Below are 16,295 nucleotides of genomic sequence, written 5' to 3'. Positions count from 1 at the left end.
CAGGGCTCAGCTGCCGCAGCAACCTCCGGCCCGGGCGGGCGCCGGCGCGTCCCCGGTCCTGCCGCGCCGGTCGCTGTCGGCCTTGACCACGTACACCTCCCACGGCTCCCGGCCCGGACCGTGGACCCACACCTTGTCCTGCACCGCGTAGCAGCAGGAGGTGTCGTTCTCCTCGAACGTGGCCAGCCCGGCCTCCTTGAGGCGGTCGGCGGCGGCCTCGACCCTGCCGGTGTCCTCCACCTCCACCCCCAGGTGGTCCAGCCGGGTCTCCTGGCCCGGCTCGCCCTCGATGAGGACGAGCTTGAGCGGGGGCTCGGCGATCGCGAAGTTGGCGTAGCCCGGCCGCCGCTTGGCGGGCTCTGTGCCGAAGAGCGTGGAGTAGAAGGCGACCGAGGCTTCGAGGTCGGCGACGTTGAGGGCGAGCTGGACACGGGACACGGGGGCCTCCGAGAGGTTGGATCGAAGTATGTCGATGCAAGGTTGCGCCCTGTTTCGAGGTTTGTCAATATAGACGCATGTCGAATCAACAGAGGGCGGGCGGCGCCGCCACGGCGGCCCCCGACACGGCCTCGGGCTGCTGCCCGACCCTGCTCACCACCCCGCTCGACCAGGAGGAGGCCGTCGAACTCGCCCGGGTCTTCAAGGCCCTGGGCGACCCCGTGCGCCTGCGGCTGCTGTCGATGATCGCCTCCCAGGCGGGCGGCGAGGTGTGCGTCTGCGACCTGACCCCGGCCTTCGACCTGGCCCAGCCCACCATCTCCCACCACCTCAAACTCCTGCGCGAGGCCGGCCTCATCGCCGCCGAGCGGCGCGGCACCTGGGTGTACTACCGGCTGCTGCCCGCCGCCACCGACCGCCTGGCCGCGGTCCTCACCCGCCGCACCGCGCCGGCGGCCCGAACGTGACCACCCGCGTTCGGCCCGCCACCGGCGCCCCGCGCCTGCCGGTCCTGGACCGCTACCTGACCGTGTGGATCCTGGCCGCCATGGCCGCCGGCCTGGCCCTGGGACGGCTCGTGCCCGGCCTGGGCCAGGCCCTGGCCGGACTGGGCGTGGCCGGGGTGTCCCTGCCCATCGCCGCCGGGCTGCTCGTGATGATGTACCCGCCGCTGGCCAGGGTCCGCTACGACCGCCTGGGCGCCGTCACCGGCGACCGGCGGCTGCTCATCGCCTCGCTGGCGGTGAACTGGATCGCCGGTCCGGCGGTGATGTTCGCGCTGGCCTGGCTGTTCCTGGCAGACCTGCCCGAGTACCGCACCGGGCTGATCATCGTCGGCCTGGCCCGCTGCATCGCGATGGTCATCGTCTGGAACGACCTGGCCTGCGGGGACCGCGAGGCCGCCGCCGTGCTGGTCGCGCTGAACTCGGTGTTCCAGGTGGTGGCCTTCGGCGCGCTGGGCTGGTTCTACCTGGTGGGCCTGCCCGGGTGGCTGGGCTGGGAGCAGGCGGCGCTGGAGGTCTCCTTCACCGACATCTCCGTCTCGGTCCTGGTCTTTCTCGGGGTGCCGCTGCTGGCCGGGTACCTGACCCGCCGCCTGGGCGAGCGGGCCCGCGGACGGGACTGGTACGAGACCCGACTGCTGCCGAAGCTGGGCCCGTGGGGCCTGTACGGGCTGCTGTTCACCATCGTGGCGCTGTTCGCCCTCCAGGGGGAGGCGATCACCGCCCGCCCCTGGGACGTGGTGCGCATCGCCGTGCCGCTGCTGGTCTACTTCGTGCTCATGTGGGCCGGGACCCTGCTGTTGGGCCGCCTGCTGGGGTTGGGCTATCCCCGGGCGGTCACGCTGGCCTTCACCGCGGCGGGCAACAACTTCGAGCTCGCCATCGCCGTGGCCATCGCCTCCTTCGGCGCCGCCTCCGGCCAGGCCCTGGCCGGGGTGGTGGGCCCGCTCATCGAGGTGCCCGTCCTGATCGGCCTGGTGCACGTGGCCCTGGCCGCCCGCCGCTTCTTCCCCGACGAGAGGACCCGCCGTGCCCGGCACTGAGATCCCGCAGGTGCTGTTCGTGTGCGTGCACAACGCCGGACGCTCCCAGATGGCCGCCGCGTTCCTGCAGCACCTGGGCGTGGGGCGGGTGCGGGTGCGCTCGGCCGGGTCCGCGCCGGCCGACGCGGTCAACCCCGCGGTCGTGGAGGCCATGGCCGAGGTCGGCATCGACATCGCCGCGAACGTCCCCAAGGTCCTGACCGCGGACGCGGTGCGTGCCTCGGACGTGGTGGTGACCATGGGGTGCGGGGACGCCTGCCCGTTCTACCCGGGCAAGCGCTACCTGGACTGGGTCCTGCCCGACCCCGCCGGACAGGGCGTGGAGGCGGTGCGCCCCATCCGCGACCGCATCCGCACCCACGTCGAAGGGCTCTTGCAGGAGCTCGCACCCGCCCCGGGCGGCGCTTAGCCGCGGCACGACCGTCGAGGCCCCCGCGCAACCGCGGGTCGCGCGGGGGCCGGTGTGCCGGCGCGCGGGGATGGACTCCTCGAAGGCGAAGGCGAGGTCGCCGAACCCGGTCGGCGCGCCCCTGCGCTCGGTGCCGGGCTGGGCCGGCCCGGACCGCCCCCTTCTACCGGCGCGTCACGGTGCCCGGCCGTGTGCCGCCCGCGTGGCTGAGGCGGGCGGCGCACCACCTGCCCGCTCGCGTCGCCCTCGGGGCGGTCGAACCCCGGCGAGGCGCTGTCGGCCTTCCACGGCCCACCCGCCGTTGCCGACGGAAAGCCCGTGAACCCCCGCTCCCTGCCCCGCCTGCCCTCCGCCGCCGCCCACGTGCTGGAGATGGCCGGACGACTCCCGCCGCTGACCGCGGACATGGCGCCCGGAAGCAGGGCAGGTGCCTCGTGAGTGGCCCCATGTCCACCCCGGTCGGCCGGACCCTGTTTTCTGCAGTACGCTCGCGGTCGGTTCTGCGCACTGCCCGGGAGCCGCCCCTCATCCCCGAACCGTGAAGGCCTGCCGTGGACCTCACCGCCTCCCTCTTCCTGCTCGCCTTCGTCGTCGTGATCGTCGGCGCCATGGTGTACGCCGCCTATCGGACCAACGCCGAGGCGAGGCCGCCCGGTGCTCCGCGCAAGGGGAATCGCCTGGCGCGGCGGGTCGTCTGGGTGGGGTACGGCCTGGCCGTGGTGCTGTTGGTGACGGACCCTGCGTTCCTCCTGGTGTTCCTCAGCAGCGAGGTGAGACCCCCCGGGTGCTATCCGGTCATCGGGGGGCTCCTCTGGGGGCTCCTCTGGGGCGAGGGGGCGTATCTGAGCGAGGAAGTCTGCTTGGCGCTGGCCGTCAACCGGCTGGGGTGGGCCCTGGTGCTGTCCGTGGTCGCGACGGGCAGCCTGGTCTACCTGGTTCGGAAGGACATCCACGCCGACCGCTGACCACACCGCCCCCGCAACCTCCGTTGCGGGGGTTTTCCCGCGCCCGCCCCGCGAGGCCGTGCCGAGGCGTTCCTCGCCCGCCGTCCCGCCCGGAAGTTCCCGCCCCGGGCCATGGCCACGCGGTTGATGCCGCGTTCGAAGATCCCGCACCGCGACACGGCGAACCCCGCCCCCATCGGTCTCGACAGGCGGATGGAGCCGCCGCGCTCGGCTGACGAGGACGAGGAGCCGGGCCTGCTGGACCGGGTGCCCGTGGTGCCGGCGTGGTTGTTCGCCCAACCCTTCAGCCGGATCTGTCGGCTGCCCCCGGACGACCTGGATGACCTGGACGACCTGGTCGAGCAGGACGGGCGGCCCAGCCTCCGGTTCGGTGACCCGTCGACCCCGTTCCCCGAACCGTTCGCCGAGCTGCTTCGCATCTTCGCCGCCCGACGGGCGAACCCGACCACGGCGGGCCCCGGAGCCCGCTTGCTCTTCCACGGCCGCACCGCGGCCATCCGCCGGCTCGTGCTCCGATCCCCGACCCGCCGCCGGCCTACGGCCGCGGTGACCGGCGTCCTTCCGGCGGAGCTGGCGATCATCGTGCTGGGCGCGCCTGTACCCGACCCTGCTGGGGTCCATCGAGGACCTCCGGCGGCGGATGGTCCTGCTGGAGCAGGTGGGCTCGGACCTGCTGACCGAGTGGCCGCCGGGCCCCTGACACGCGAAAAGCCCCGTCCCCGGGTGGCGCCGGGGAGCGGGGCTTCGTGGCGTGGTTGCTCGGTCAGGGCGGGTGTCAGGAATCGGTGCGCGCCCGGGTGGTGGGCGGCTTCGGGTTCTGTTCGGCGGCCACCATCGTGGCGGCCGCCAACGCGAGGGTGGCGTGCACCTGGGCGGCCGCGGCCAGAGCGCAGGCCACGTCAGGTTGGTCGGCCGCGTAGCCCTGCGCTTGCAGCGACAGGTTCTCCGCTGCCCGGTGGGCCATGTCGTACTCGTGCCGGTGGCTCATCTGGCCGTCCTCTTCCCTCATCGGTGGGCGGTCTTGATCGTGCGGATCCAGTCCGTGCACGCCTGGTCGACCTGCTCCTCGGACGGGTTCTCCACCAGCACCTCGAAGGCCGCGGTGCGCAGCTGCTGCACCCATAGCCGCCCGGCCACGGTGCCGGGGAAGCCGGGGTGGACGTGGGAGGCGATGGCCGCGACGAGATCGTCGCTGGGGTCGGCGAAGAAGTACAGGCCGTACCGGGCCAGGTTCGCGCGCGGGACGGCCTGTGTCCGGCCCGGGCCCAGGAGGATCTGGTGCAAGGGCCCGGCGATGTTCCTCTGGACGTAGTGCAGGTCGACGTGGTGCTCCTGGGCGACCTGGTCCCAGAACATGCGGTAGGGCGGGCTCTGGGGGGTGGGCAGCATCATCAGGAGCCGGATCAGGCGGTCGATGTGGGCGGGGCCGGTCTCGTGGGTCATGGACACCTTTCGAGAGAGGAGCGCCGGGCGCGGTCACGGTACAGCCGGTTCGGGGCCGGGGCGGTGTGAAGGCCGCATGCGGCCACACGAGCGCCTGCCACTGGATCCTGCAGCAGTCCTCCTCCGCTCCGGCTGCCGTGACAAGGGGCTTGGTGGTGGTGTGCGGGGTCAGGTGGTGCCGGTGAGGGCCGCCACCCGCCCCAGCGGGGCCTGCCAGGGCGTGCTGGAGTCCGTGGCCTCGACGTCGTGGCGGTGCAGCCACAGGTGGTGGTCGCTGTAGTCGAGCAGCAGGCCGGTCACGACCTGGCCGTCAGCGGTTTCCACGGTGATGCGGTCTTGGAGCGCCCGGGCCTGTAGGAGCTCCAGCGCGTACTCGCGCCGGGCCAGGGCCGTCGTGGTGTCCATTCGGTCCTCCTTCGGTCAGGGGTGGATCTGCTCTGCCAGCGCGGCCGCGGCGCTGTCCGACCTGCGCAGCGCCCAGGCGATCTCCTCCAGGTCTCCCTCGCTGGTGAGCGCCTGGCGGGCCAGGTGCCCGGGGTCCTGCCAGTCGGCGCGCTCCCGCCCGGCGACCGCGAGCGTCCGGCTCCGGAGCCGTTCCAGGACCTCTTACTCCTGGTCGATGGCGGCCGGGTTGACCTTGCCGAGCCGGTTGATCTGGTGCTGACGGTCGGTCCCGGGCAGGTAGGGGTCGGCGGGCAGCCGGGCGTGGGTGTGGGCCAGGCCGGCCTGGCGGCTGAGGGGCTTGAGCTGGCGGATCAGCTCGGCGATGAGGTCGGCGGTGCGCTGGCCGTCCACTTCCAGGGCCAGGGTGGGGTCGGTACGCAGCGCGGCGGCCACCCTGGCCGGTGCCTCGCGCACGCGTCCATCGGCGCGCCCCTGCCGGGCACGGTGCAGGGTCTGGTGGGCGCGGCGCACCTCGGGGTGGTCGTGGATCGCCCGGGCCGGGCCGGTCTGCGTGGTCGTGGGGGTCATCGTCGGTCGCCCTCCCGGGGTGCGGTGTAGCGGGGGTCGGGCTCGTGGCGTTAGGGATGCTCCACACAAGCGGGCGGCGTCCTGGCCGGTGCTGGGCACGGGCCGCACGCCCTGGCGGGCAAGTTCGGCCTCCCATTCCGAGGAGCGGGCGAGCTTGTCGGCGGTGACTCTCGGCTTGGGCACGGGCCCTCTTTCGGGGACCAGGGCGGCCGCAGGGCTACCAGGGTCGGCTGTGGTGGGAGCGCCTGGCGGGTGCCACCACTCAGACCAAGTACCACGCCTACACCGTGCTGGAGTCGATCCGGTTGGAGAGGCCCCGGCCGGACTACCGCCTCCGGGGGACCGATCCCCCTCCCTTCCAGACCTGACCCGGTGGCGGGCGGCGGTGCGGGGCGGCGAGCGGCCCCGCGCCGCACGGCGGGGCGCGTCCGGCCCCGGGCGGGGTGGTGGCTCACCCCGGCCCGCCGCGGGGCGGGAGCCGGTCAGGACGGGGGTGCCGCTCCCGCGTCCTGTTGTTGCTGGTGAGGGGCGGCCAGTTCCGGCGGTCGCAGCAGTTCCGCGCGGCGCAGCCGGTCGAAGACGAGGTCGAAGGTGAATCCGGCTGTGAATCCGACGGGGATCAGGAAGAAGGAGAGCCGCAGCAGCGCCACGTTCTCCTGGAGGGCCTCGGGGTTCAGCAGCAGTTGCGCCGAGAGGAAGAGCAGGACGGAGACGACGCCCGCGCCCAGCCCGCGCACCACCGCCTTGAGCGCTTCCTGCTCGGCACCGAAGGAGTCGCGGATGAGCGCACCCGCCATGGCCGCGAACATCGGTCCCGCCACCATGGCCGCGAAGCCCACGGGGCCGTCGGGGGCCGCGGAGATCCCGACGAGGCAGGCCAGCGACGCGATCAGGAACGCCGCCGCCGTCAACAGACCGGAGCGCTCCGGGAACCGCGCCCGGCGCTCCGCCCTGCGCCTTCGGGCCGCCTCCCGGGCACGCTCGCCCGCCTGGCGCAGCAGGCCGTCGACGAGGTCGCCGGCCGAGGTGTCCGTCCACGGCCCCCCGAGGAGGGCGAGGTCCTCGTCGGTCGCCCGGTTGCGGGTCCTGTCCAGGTGGACCCACACCTGTTCGGCAGCGGCGCCGAACACCGACACGGGAGCGACCGGGATTTCCTGGGCGAGGGCGAGGATGCCGGTGACACGGGTGGAGCGCCCTCCACCGGCCAGGACGATGCCGTCCGTTTCCATCAGGGCGCGGTAGTAGGGCACCTCCCATTCCCCGCTGGGATCGCGGACCACCCGTATCCGGGCACCGGACTCCGGCCCCGGCTCCAGCGTGTACTGCTGGTGCCTGGCCAGTCGCGCGACGACCGTGCGGGGACCGGCTTCGGAGGCCGCCAGGAAACCCCGGGCCGCGGCCGTTTCCGCGTACTTCTCCTTGCCGGAGAAGACGAGCAGGTCGCAGCCGCGGCGGGCGATCTCCCCGCCGATCTCCTCACAGGCGTTGCGAAGACCGCCGGGGTCGGTGAGCGGGGGCCGGTAGTCGCGTTCCGCGGAGAAGCTGCCGACCACCGCGATGAGGGGGCGGTGGTCGTTCGTTCCACTCATTTTCACCCTGTCCGTGGAGTGTAGGAGTGCTCGTCGACGACCTGCGCCAGAGCCCTCGCACCCTCGGCCGTGAGTGGTGCGAGGGCCTCCTCCAGGAGGCGGTACGCCCGGACCCGCCCGTGCCTCTGCTCCAGGTGTTCTACGAGGCTCCGGTACCCGGGCTCGACCGGATCGGTCAACGCCCACTGCCGGGGGGCCAGCATCCCCTCCCGCAGGGCGCTCAACCGCCCGAGGAAGCCTGTCCACTCGGCGACGTGGGAGAGGCGCGGGGCTCCGGCCAGCACGAGGACGACCTTTTCCAGGGGATCGAGACGCTCCCACTCCCCGGGGCGGCCCATCGCCTTCGGGGGAGTCCATGCCCCCGGCGCGTCCGGTGTGGTGTTCCAGGCCTGCGTCAGGGACTCGCGCGTCTCGGGCGGGAGCGGGGGCAGGTGTCCCCGGCGACCCCGGACGGCTTCGGCCACCAGCCCGGCGAGAAGGTGGCATGCCTCGTGGTAAGGCTGTAGGTCCTTCCTGTACATCAGCCCGAGGATGCCTTCGGATGCGGCGCCCGACGACAGGTACCAGTCCGTCCTCTGCCGGTTCCCGATCACCTTCGGGATCGGTCTCTCCATGGGCTGCCAGACCACGGGAAGGAGCAGGGAAGGAGCGGGGCCGTCACCGAAGTCGTGTCGGCGCAGGCGTTCCTCGAAGATCCACCATTCCCGCGAACACCACGTGCTCTCTCCATACCGGTCGTTGAGCAGTGCCACGAACGCGCGTGCCGTCGCGCAGGCACGGGGAATCTCCCCACGCCACATATCTCCGGGAGCCACGTAGGGTCCCGAAACCCCGCGGCACGATTCGTCGTTCAGCCGTATTCTGACGTGTCTCTCGAGATCTCGGTGGAATCGGAGGACATCGTCCGTTCCGCTCTTGCTCACGGAATAGCTGGTGAAGAAGGACGGCGGGAGCGCCGCATTCCCGCGGCCGTCAGCCCCCACGCCGCCACCAGGCCAGCCTGTCGGCGGGGGAGCGTACCGCGGAGAGCAGCCGGTCCACGGTTCCGTCGTCGAGGCCGTAGAGGTGAATGGGATGCAACTCGTCGAAGGAGGACAGCTCGTCCTTTTCGACGTTCACGCAGACGAATTTCCCCTCGGTGGAATCCTCGTCCGGACTGCCTCGGAATACGGGGGGAGGCGAGGAGAGGGGATCGGTCCCTTCTCTTTCGCGCAGAAAATTGTGCGAGAGTACCACGACGACTTTGTCGGTGTGTTGCTCTTGTCCGATTTCGCAGCTTGTGGTGGATGATGCCCCTGTTGTGTGTGGCATCGGCTGGACCTCGTACCCCTTCCTTCGCAAGAGTCGTTGTATCCACTCGGCCCAGGGGCTGTCCGCCTGAACGTAACTGACGCCGATGCGCTCCGGTTCGCTCCGGTGGTCGGTCTCACCGAAAGCCGGAGGGGCGTGTTCGGGGTCGTCCTGGCACCACCGCGCCCGGGGCCGGTGCTGGCGCCGGAGAATCCCCTCGGCGAGACGGCGGACGCGTGCCTTATAGGAACCCCGTGAATCCCTGCCGCTGAGCCTCATCATTTCGCTCAGGGCCGGTTCCCTCGGCGGCCAGTGGGCGGGAAGGGCGATGCCCGAGGGGAGGGCGTGACGGAGGGGGCTCCAGAGCACGGGGAGGATCTCCGCAACGGGGGATTCGTGTTCCAAGGGCGGCCATAGCGGATGTCGTGAGGTGAAAACACTCCACTGGCGTCCGCACTTGCGGTCGGCGAAGTAGGCGTCGGACAGCAGGACGACCATCGCTGAAACAGTGGATGCGGACCGCACGGCCTCGCCTTGCTCCCCGGGTTCGGTGTCGATCATCCCGCACACCCTTCGCCCCAGGCGCAGGCTCAACTCGAACTCCAGATCGGCGTGGAAGGACCGTATCCAGGAACTCTGATCGGCAAGCGTGTAACTGGTCAGGAAAAGGCGGTCCACGGTATCCGTCTCCTCTACCAGGGCCCTCTCGGTGCGCGGCCTCCACTCCAGCGCCGGCGGCCTTCGGGGCCGTCTCCCGAACAACCAAACCACCGTCCGAGCATAACTCCAAAGAAGACTTCCTGTCGCCGGTTCGAAGGCATCAAATCGAAAAAGACAGGAATGAACCGAGTACGGGATGGAACGGGGACAATGACCGATCCGTAATGAGAACGATCTGCTCAGAGGGGCACCAAGCTCACGCGGCGCCCCAAGGATCGTTAAATGATCATCTGCAAAGCGGCCATAAATCATTATAAGGAATGAAATACTCATTGAGGCACGCAAAGCAACAAAACATCGCAAATGAGACTTACGGATACGTCGGTGACCTGGGCTTCAAGGCGTCCGTGCCCGCCACCCCGATCCTGGTCCGCTCACGCCGCCTGCACGCCGAACGAAACCGGCGACGCACCCCGCCGCCCCACCCGGTGGGCCCGCCCGGGCCGGGAGTCCCCCACCACTTCGTGGTCAAGGTGCACAGCCGGTGCAACCTGGCCTGCCATTACTGCTATGTCTACCGTTCCCCGGACACCAGCTGGAGAACGCGGCCCAGGGCTCTGTCCTCCCCCGTCACCCACCATCTGTCGCGGCGCCTGGTCGAGCACGGAGAACGCCACCGCCTGTCCGACATCGCGGTCACGCTGCACGGGGGAGAACCCCTGCTGGTCGGACACCGGCGCCTCGACGCCATCGCAGGAACACTCAGGCGGGCCTTCCACCGGTCGCCGACCGCGCTGCACCTCTCCGTCCAGACCAACGGGGTACTGCTCGACACCGCCTTCCTCGAAATCCTGGCACGTCACCGGGTCGCCGTCGGTGTGAGTCTCGACGGGGACGCGGAGGCGCACGACCGGTACCGCCGCCACGCATCGGGCAGGGGGAGCCACCGGCAGGTGGGTGAGGCTCTGGCACTCCTGAACCGTCCGCGCTTCAGGGGGCTGTACGGCGGACTCCTGTGCAGGGTCGACCTGGCGAACGACCCGGTGCGGACCTACGAGGCCCTCCGAGCCCACGCTCCCCCCATGGTCGACTTCCTGCTGCCCCACGCCACCTGGGACAGGCCGCCTCCGGGCACGTCACCGGCACGGGCCCCCTACGCGGACTGGCTCATCGAGGCTTTCGACCACTGGCACGCGCGCGCCCAGCGGCCTCGGGTGCGCACCTTTGACTCCCTGGTCCGCTTGGTGCAAGGGGAGGCCAGCCTCACCGAGGACCTGGGCGAGCCCCCCAGCCCGGTTCTGGTCGTCGAGACCGACGGGGCCATCGAGCTGCACGACAGCCTCAAGATCGCCTACGAGGGGGCGGGGGCCACCGGGCTCAACGTCTCCGAGCACGGTTTCGACCGTGTCCGTCCCACCGGGGACTCTCCCTGTTCGACCTGTGTCGACTGCCCGCTGTTCGGCGTCTGCGGCGGCGGCATGCGCGCCCACCGCCACCGGGCGGACAGCGGGTTCGCCAACCCCTCCGTCTACTGCCGAGACCTCCAGAAGCTCATCCGACACGTCGACCGGCGGGTGGGATCGAACTCCACTCCAGCACGGCCCACGGAGCACTGACCCGCCTGTCGACCTCTTTGCCGAGGTCCTCGTCGGGAGCGATTCCGAGCAGCTGTATCCCCCGTTCGCAGCGCGGTGGCAGGCGGTGGTGTCGCCTGATTCCAAGGCCGTTTTCACGGAGGGATTCCCGAGCGGACTCGGCGGCGTGGAGCCCATCCTCGCGGTGGGCGTGAACGACACGCGGTGCGGGTGCGTCCACGGCCGCTGCCCGCCCTCCGTGCCGGAGGGCGCCCCCTTCCGCTGGGCCCGGTGGCTCCAGCACGTCCGTTGAGAACCGGGCGCTCTGCTCGACGGTGTGGTGTCCCGGTACCGCTCGCACGGCCTCGCGGTACGGCTCTTCGGCTCCGGCGGTGTCCCTCTGTGAACGGCCGGGGCCGCGGGCATCCGTGCCGACCCGTTCGTGGGCGGCGCTGACGCCCGCGGCCTCCGTCGCGGCCCTGCGACCGGTCCGAGCGCGCGGGCGCGCTCGTCGAGCGGTCGCCCTGTCTCGCCGGCCCCTCCCGGTCCCGGTTCCCCGGTACGGCGATCACGGACCCGTCCCGCCGTACGTGCCTGGAGGAGACGGTCATGCTCCGCGGCGGTCAGATCTCCGGAATGGTCGCATCGACGTAGTTTCGGGGAGTGCTCACGGCCATGTTCTCGGGGGCCTGCTTCCTGTCCATGGTCGCGCGCTGGTTCTGTTGTGCGATCTCGGCGAGCGGATGCTTGGCCAAATCCTTCGGCAGCTTCAGCAGGGCGTCCGCCTCCAGGCTGCCGGCAAGGTTCAGACTCTCGTCCCCTCCCAGGGAATGGGCGTTGGCGAGGTTGAGCTTGGCCCCGATCATGAGAGGGTGCTCCTCATTCACCCCTTCGTTCTCCGACAGGTGCTCACAGGCGTTCTTCCCGTGCTCCAGAGCGGCTCCCTCGTCCCCGTCCAGCCAGGCGTGGGCCGACAGGTTGGACTCGACCACCGCCGTGAAGAGGTGGCCCTCCCCGAAGCGCTTCTGGTAAGAGGCGAGGTTCGCCAGCGACTGCTCATGGGCGCCCCGGGCGTCACCGGACACGGCGAGGCAGGCGGCGAGTTCGACCTCCATGGACAGGGTGCGCTCGTGGTCGTCGCCGTACCCGTCGGCGTGGGCCCGCCGGATCTCCTCTATGAGTGAGGGCAGTCGGCTCACCATGTCCTGGTTCCTCTGGAGCCGCCATACGGTGACCAGTTCCTTGTGGGCGTTGAGCGCGTCGGAGTCGTGCTCTCCCATGATCGCGGTGAGAAGCTGGTGTCCCCTGGTCACGATGCCCTCCGCGCGCTTGTGATGGCCCAGGTACCTGTAGTGGGAGCCCATCGTGGTCTCGGTCACCAGTGTCCACGGGTCACGCGGGCCGAGTACGGACTCCCTGCTCTGGATCTCGTAAGCCGCGATGGACTCCTGGAGAGCGTCCTCGTACTTGCCCGCTCCGGCCAGGGACAGGGAGAGGTTGTGGCGGGAGATGGAGACGTCGAGTTCGTTGGTTCCTCCGAGCTCCTGGTAGCCGTCCACGGCTGCGTTGTCCTTCTTCCCGGCCTCGACGTACCTGCCCTGGAGCCGGAGGTCGGCCGCGTGGCTCCGGAGGGTGCTGAGGGTGAACGGGTGCGGTGTGTCGTACAGCCTCTGCTGGTGGTCCAGAGTCGCCTCGGTCAGACGCGACGCCTCCTCATACCGCCCCAGGGCCCGGTAGGAGTTGGCCAGCTGGGTGTTCAACCGCAACAGCAGGTCGTCCACTTCCCCGAACAGCTTCTGCCAGCGCGGACGGAGACGCTCCCCGATCTCCACGGCCCTGGGGTGCTCTGAGTTCCGGTAGTGGAAACGCACCTGGTTGACCAGCCAGCGGCGCACCCCCGCCACGTCGCTCTCCACCGCGCCGGAGGCCTCGACCTGCCTGCCGAGCCATGTGTAGCGGGCGTTGTGCCGCCGGTCGTCCATCTCGGCGTCGGACGGGGCGTACTCGGAGAGGATGCGGTGGACCAGTTCCCTCGCCCGGGCCCCGTTCTCTTCACCGGCGTGGTCCAGCACGGTGGACTGCACCCGGGGGGAGACCCGCAGGAGTTCCCTGCTCCCCTTCTCCAACAGGGAATTCAGCGTCGCCTGGTAGAGGACGCTGCCGAAGTGGTACTTCTCGCCGAACATCGCATCGGCCTCCCCGTAGGCACGGGTGGCCGACTCCGTCTGGAGAGCCTCCATGGGAATGCCGTGGGGATGCAGGTGGGCGCAGATCCGGAGCAGACGCAGGCTCGCGGGGTGGAACCTCTCCAACTGGTCGAGGACCGTCACCAGGCTCTTGTCCTTCGTCACCGTCGCCAGATAGTCGTCGAGCTCCCGCGTGAGGCCCTGTTCCCGGTAGGTGTGGACGGTCTCTACGATCCGGTTGAGAGTGCGAGGGTCGTGGCCGACACGCTCGGCGACGTGGTCCACCTCTTCTTCGCTAAGCCGGACCTTGCGCCGCCTGAAGAGCGCGCGGCTCTCCCCGGGATCGAACGCTGTGACGGGAACGACGGTCACGCCCCTGACGGCGGTCCATGACTGGTCGCTCGAAGTGATGATGGTGTGGTGCAGGCTCCTGTCCGGTATCCGCTCCAGGATGTCACCGGGTGCGCCGGCGTTCACGTAGACCAGGAGCCACCGGTGCCGGGGCGCGCCATCGTCCTCCGGCGGGCGGGAGACCGCCTCCCGGAGGTCGGAGAGCGGCCCCTCCCCCTGTTTCGTCCTCTGCCGGATCTGTTCGAGCAGGCTTGCGTGGGCTTGCGTGATCCCGTCCGGGTGGTCGGCCTGGATCCAGTGGATGACGTCGTAGTCGGTCGCGAACCGGTGCACGTACTCGGCTGCGATAGAGGCCTTTCCGACACCGGTGCCGCCGGTCAGGACAATGGGAGCCGCGGTCCTGCTGCCGTATCCGAGGTGCCGGCGCATCTCGTCGAGCCGCCTCTCCCGGCCGACGAAGTGCGGGTTGCTCTCGGGCACCTCACCGATACGGGGCATCGTGTGCCCGGGGAAACGCGGTCCGTCGGCCGAGGCGTCACCCGGGGACCGCAACTCGAAGTGGCCCAGCAGGGCCTCGCGGGCCTCCTGCTCCGGACTGTAGGCGAGGTGGATCTGTCGGGAGACCCCGAAACCGCCGTGGCCCGGGTCGCCGAGGTCGGCAGGGGTGTCGGTGTGGTCGACGTGCACGGGCACGAGTTCCAGCCCCTCCTGCCGTCCCTGAGCCAGCCTGGTCGCGATGCCGACGGCGGTGCGGAGGGAACGGCTGCCCCGGAGGTGCTTGGAGACGACCAGGAGGACGGTCCCCTCGGCCTGCTCCGCCTCCGCCCGCACCCTGTCGGCAGAGGAGAGGTCGGCCCGCTCGACGCGCAGGCCGGCCCGGCGCAGCTGGACCGCGATCCAATCGGCCCACGGCCGGTCGGCGCACGTGGACAGGAGCGTCACCCTGCCACCGTTGGCGGCGCGCGCTCCGCGCATGAGATTGCCGATGGTGATCCTGGTGGTCGGGGACAGGGGCCCGACCCTGCCGACCTCTCCGTCGGTGAGGATCGCGGTCAGCTTCTCGTACTGTTCCAGGCAGGGGGTGGCCGTCGTTGGCTCCTCCGCGAAGTGCGCGATGGTGTACCGGTCCACGTAACGCTCGACCTGGGGGATCTGGACGAGGACCTCGGCGCCGTTCAGCTTCGGCAGCTCGAACTCCTCCCTGATCCTCTCGTAGGCGTCCCTCCTCGCCTGTTCACTGCCGAAGGCCTTGCCCACGAAGGGGATCACGGGGTGGCGGTTCGTGTCGCCCATCTGCGTTCGGAGGTCGCCATAGGCCTTGATCGCCTCACTCAGATGCTCCCCGCGGTCGAAGGGGAGGGACCAGGCGATGACGTCGGGAAGCAGGACCATGCTGCTGCGGATGAGGGGCGGGGTCTCGCCTGCGGCGGTGTCCACCAGGACGTAGTCGTATCCCTGTGAGCGCAGCGACGTCCGGAACTCTCCTATGAAGTGCTCCGCGGCGTCCTGCTGACCGAAGGCCTCAAGGTATCCGCCGTGCTTGGGAAAGAGCTTGGTGCCCGGGCCTAGGTAGTCGATTCGGCCCTGGAGCGCGTTGGGCAGCTTGGGAGACGGCAGAACATATGTGAACTTCTTGCTCACATCTGCATGATCACGGCATATGTCTTTGATGCCGATTCCCTGCCGTTCCTTCACGGTCTGGCATACCTGCTGGATCATGTCGGTGATCCCGGCGATGCCGTCCAGGGGGAACGGGGAGAAGGGCTCCAGGTAGCGGCGGACCCGGCAGTCCATTCGTGCGGCCCAGAGGTTGAGGTCGACGACGAGGACGTTCTTCTTCTCGAAGGCCAGGTTCCAGGCGACGTTGGCCAGGGCTTGGGTGGACCCGTTGAACGCGGTGTGGGTGTGAAAGGTGATGATCCTGGTTTCCCGGGCTCGGTCGGCCACGCCGCCGGTCTCTAGGGGCACGGCACCTCCTGTTCGGCTGCTTGGTCATCGTCCGGTCGCCACAGGGAAACGCCGTTCCGCCCGGTCGGAGGTAGACCGTAATGCGGTCATGTGATGCGTTTTGAGGTGGGTGTGGCTGTCGGAGTGAAGACATTCTATGCGTTGGCTCCGTCCTTATCCTCACATTCTTGTCGCACTCGAAGAAACCCCTGCATAGGGGGCGTGGGTCACTAGGGGGGCGGTTCGCGCTGACAGCGGTGCCAGCATTGGTCGTACCATTGGGTTCGGATTCAGTCTGATTGAAATCTGAAATCCAGACATTTACCACAAAAGATACATGCACGAATGGGGAATGGGGGATTCTTGGGTAGTGGAAAACGTCCGCTCTCCGGGGGGCCGACCATGGATCCGTGTGCACGTCCGTGAGGTGGTGCGCGTCCAGGGCGATCGGCGGTGGACCTGTGTGCGATTTTCGGCGGCTGCGCATCCCCGTGTCCTGAGGGGTCGCCGCCGGTGCCCCGCGCCCCTGTCCCTGGACGATGCCGTCCGGTACATCACCGGTACGTCTGCCGCCCGTACTCCGTCCGGGGTCGGACGCGGATCGTTTTCCGCCGGGTGGTGCGGCTTTTCCGGTCCCGCCCTGAGGGATGAGCGTCGGCTGTCGTCCTCCGGGCCGGTCCGCCGCTGAGGCCGGTGCCGGGCGGGACGGCATCGTGCGCCGGCGCCGGGCGGGGGCCGGCGTCCGGACTCGAGTCGGCCGTCCCGTCACCCGCGCGCCTGCTCCCGTGCGCCGGGCTCGGGCTCCGCCGGGCGGGACCGCCGCGCCCCCCGGGCCGTGGTGCGCCGCAGCGCCGCCGACGGCCGAACGGGTTCCCGGGGCGGCGCCCATGACGATTCCGCCGGGAGTCCTCCGGGAGGACGCCGG

14 protein-coding genes are annotated in these 16,295 nt (G+C 70.3%); 5 read left to right on the top strand and 9 right to left on the bottom strand.

Going from position 1 to position 16,295, the window contains the following annotated elements; genetic code table 11:
• Positions 1 to 6: 6 nt before the first annotated feature.
• Positions 7 to 438, bottom strand: a complete 432-nt coding sequence (locus BUE45_RS03540) for an ArsI/CadI family heavy metal resistance metalloenzyme (protein ID WP_073374789.1) — start codon at positions 436 to 438, stop codon at positions 7 to 9.
• 77 nt (positions 439 to 515) lie between these two features.
• Between BUE45_RS03540 and BUE45_RS03535 the strand changes: the two genes are divergently transcribed.
• The 4 genes from BUE45_RS03535 (at position 516) to BUE45_RS03520 (ending at position 3,358) form a co-directional block, all read left to right on the top strand.
• Positions 516 to 905: an ArsR/SmtB family transcription factor gene (locus BUE45_RS03535; protein WP_073374787.1), complete on the top strand. Its 390-nt coding sequence runs from the start codon at positions 516 to 518 to the stop codon at positions 903 to 905.
• Positions 902 to 1,984 (top strand): ACR3 family arsenite efflux transporter, encoded by a 1,083-nt coding sequence (gene arsB, locus BUE45_RS03530; RefSeq protein WP_073374784.1) that lies wholly within the window; start codon positions 902 to 904, stop codon positions 1,982 to 1,984. The genes BUE45_RS03535 and arsB overlap by 4 nt, the downstream gene beginning before the upstream one ends.
• A complete protein-coding gene (locus tag BUE45_RS03525) occupies positions 1,971 to 2,393 on the top strand; it encodes an arsenate reductase ArsC (RefSeq protein ID WP_073374782.1) in 423 nt (140 codons plus the stop codon). Before arsB ends, BUE45_RS03525 begins: the two co-directional genes overlap by 14 nt.
• 551 nt (positions 2,394 to 2,944) lie before the next feature.
• On the top strand, positions 2,945 to 3,358 hold the full coding sequence (locus BUE45_RS03520) for a hypothetical protein (RefSeq protein ID WP_073374780.1): 414 nt from the start codon (positions 2,945 to 2,947) through the stop codon (positions 3,356 to 3,358).
• 775 nt (positions 3,359 to 4,133) lie between these two features.
• Here BUE45_RS03520 and BUE45_RS03515 read toward each other — a convergent pair.
• From BUE45_RS03515 to BUE45_RS33995, 7 genes are all read right to left on the bottom strand, one after another.
• Complete coding sequence (locus BUE45_RS03515; RefSeq protein ID WP_073374778.1) at positions 4,134 to 4,367, bottom strand: hypothetical protein; 234 nt, start codon at positions 4,365 to 4,367, stop codon at positions 4,134 to 4,136.
• Positions 4,364 to 4,801 (bottom strand): hypothetical protein, encoded by a 438-nt coding sequence (locus BUE45_RS03510; RefSeq protein ID WP_073374774.1) that lies wholly within the window; start codon positions 4,799 to 4,801, stop codon positions 4,364 to 4,366. The genes BUE45_RS03515 and BUE45_RS03510 overlap by 4 nt, the downstream gene beginning before the upstream one ends.
• A gap of 168 nt (positions 4,802 to 4,969) precedes the next feature.
• Positions 4,970 to 5,206: a hypothetical protein gene (locus BUE45_RS03505; RefSeq protein ID WP_073374773.1), complete on the bottom strand. Its 237-nt coding sequence runs from the start codon at positions 5,204 to 5,206 to the stop codon at positions 4,970 to 4,972.
• 201 nt (positions 5,207 to 5,407) lie between these two features.
• Entirely contained in the window at positions 5,408 to 5,773 is a 366-nt protein-coding gene (locus tag BUE45_RS03500; protein WP_073374764.1) for a hypothetical protein, read from the bottom strand.
• Positions 5,774 to 6,255: 482 nt separating this feature from the next.
• On the bottom strand, positions 6,256 to 7,362 hold the full coding sequence (locus BUE45_RS03495) for a hypothetical protein (protein ID WP_073374763.1): 1,107 nt from the start codon (positions 7,360 to 7,362) through the stop codon (positions 6,256 to 6,258).
• Positions 7,363 to 7,364: 2 nt separating this feature from the next.
• Positions 7,365 to 8,285: a TIR domain-containing protein gene (locus BUE45_RS31645; protein WP_143173248.1), complete on the bottom strand. Its 921-nt coding sequence runs from the start codon at positions 8,283 to 8,285 to the stop codon at positions 7,365 to 7,367.
• Between the two features lie 49 nt (positions 8,286 to 8,334).
• On the bottom strand, positions 8,335 to 8,931 hold the full coding sequence (locus BUE45_RS33995; protein ID WP_342745998.1) for a TIR domain-containing protein: 597 nt from the start codon (positions 8,929 to 8,931) through the stop codon (positions 8,335 to 8,337).
• A gap of 788 nt (positions 8,932 to 9,719) precedes the next feature.
• On the opposite strand from BUE45_RS33995, the gene BUE45_RS03480 reads away from it, so the two are divergent.
• Complete coding sequence (locus tag BUE45_RS03480; protein WP_218619479.1) at positions 9,720 to 10,928, top strand: FxsB family cyclophane-forming radical SAM/SPASM peptide maturase; 1,209 nt, start codon at positions 9,720 to 9,722, stop codon at positions 10,926 to 10,928.
• A gap of 581 nt (positions 10,929 to 11,509) precedes the next feature.
• Here BUE45_RS03480 and fxsT read toward each other — a convergent pair.
• Complete coding sequence (fxsT, locus tag BUE45_RS03475; RefSeq protein ID WP_073374754.1) at positions 11,510 to 15,391, bottom strand: FxSxx-COOH system tetratricopeptide repeat protein; 3,882 nt, start codon at positions 15,389 to 15,391, stop codon at positions 11,510 to 11,512.
• Positions 15,392 to 16,295: the final 904 nt, after the last annotated feature.

This window comes from Nocardiopsis flavescens (assembly GCF_900141985.1).
GTDB lineage: Bacteria > Actinomycetota > Actinomycetes > Streptosporangiales > Streptosporangiaceae > Nocardiopsis > Nocardiopsis flavescens.
The sequence above is the reverse complement of the archived record's forward strand: the minus strand, read 5'-3'. Positions and strand labels throughout refer to the sequence as shown.

Coding starts and splice junctions, on each gene's coding strand:
- BUE45_RS03535 (WP_073374787.1), top strand. CDS start 516: ATGTCGAATCAACAGAGGGCGGGCGGCGCCGCCACGGCGGCCCCCGAC.
- BUE45_RS03515 (WP_073374778.1), bottom strand. CDS start 4,367: ATGAGGGAAGAGGACGGCCAGATGAGCCACCGGCACGAGTACGACATG.
- BUE45_RS03510 (WP_073374774.1), bottom strand. CDS start 4,801: ATGACCCACGAGACCGGCCCCGCCCACATCGACCGCCTGATCCGGCTC.
- BUE45_RS03505 (WP_073374773.1), bottom strand. CDS start 5,206: ATGGACACCACGACGGCCCTGGCCCGGCGCGAGTACGCGCTGGAGCTC.
- BUE45_RS03500 (WP_073374764.1), bottom strand. CDS start 5,773: ATGACCCCCACGACCACGCAGACCGGCCCGGCCCGGGCGATCCACGAC.
- BUE45_RS03495 (WP_073374763.1), bottom strand. CDS start 7,362: ATGAGTGGAACGAACGACCACCGCCCCCTCATCGCGGTGGTCGGCAGC.
- BUE45_RS33995 (WP_342745998.1), bottom strand. CDS start 8,931: ATGAGGCTCAGCGGCAGGGATTCACGGGGTTCCTATAAGGCACGCGTC.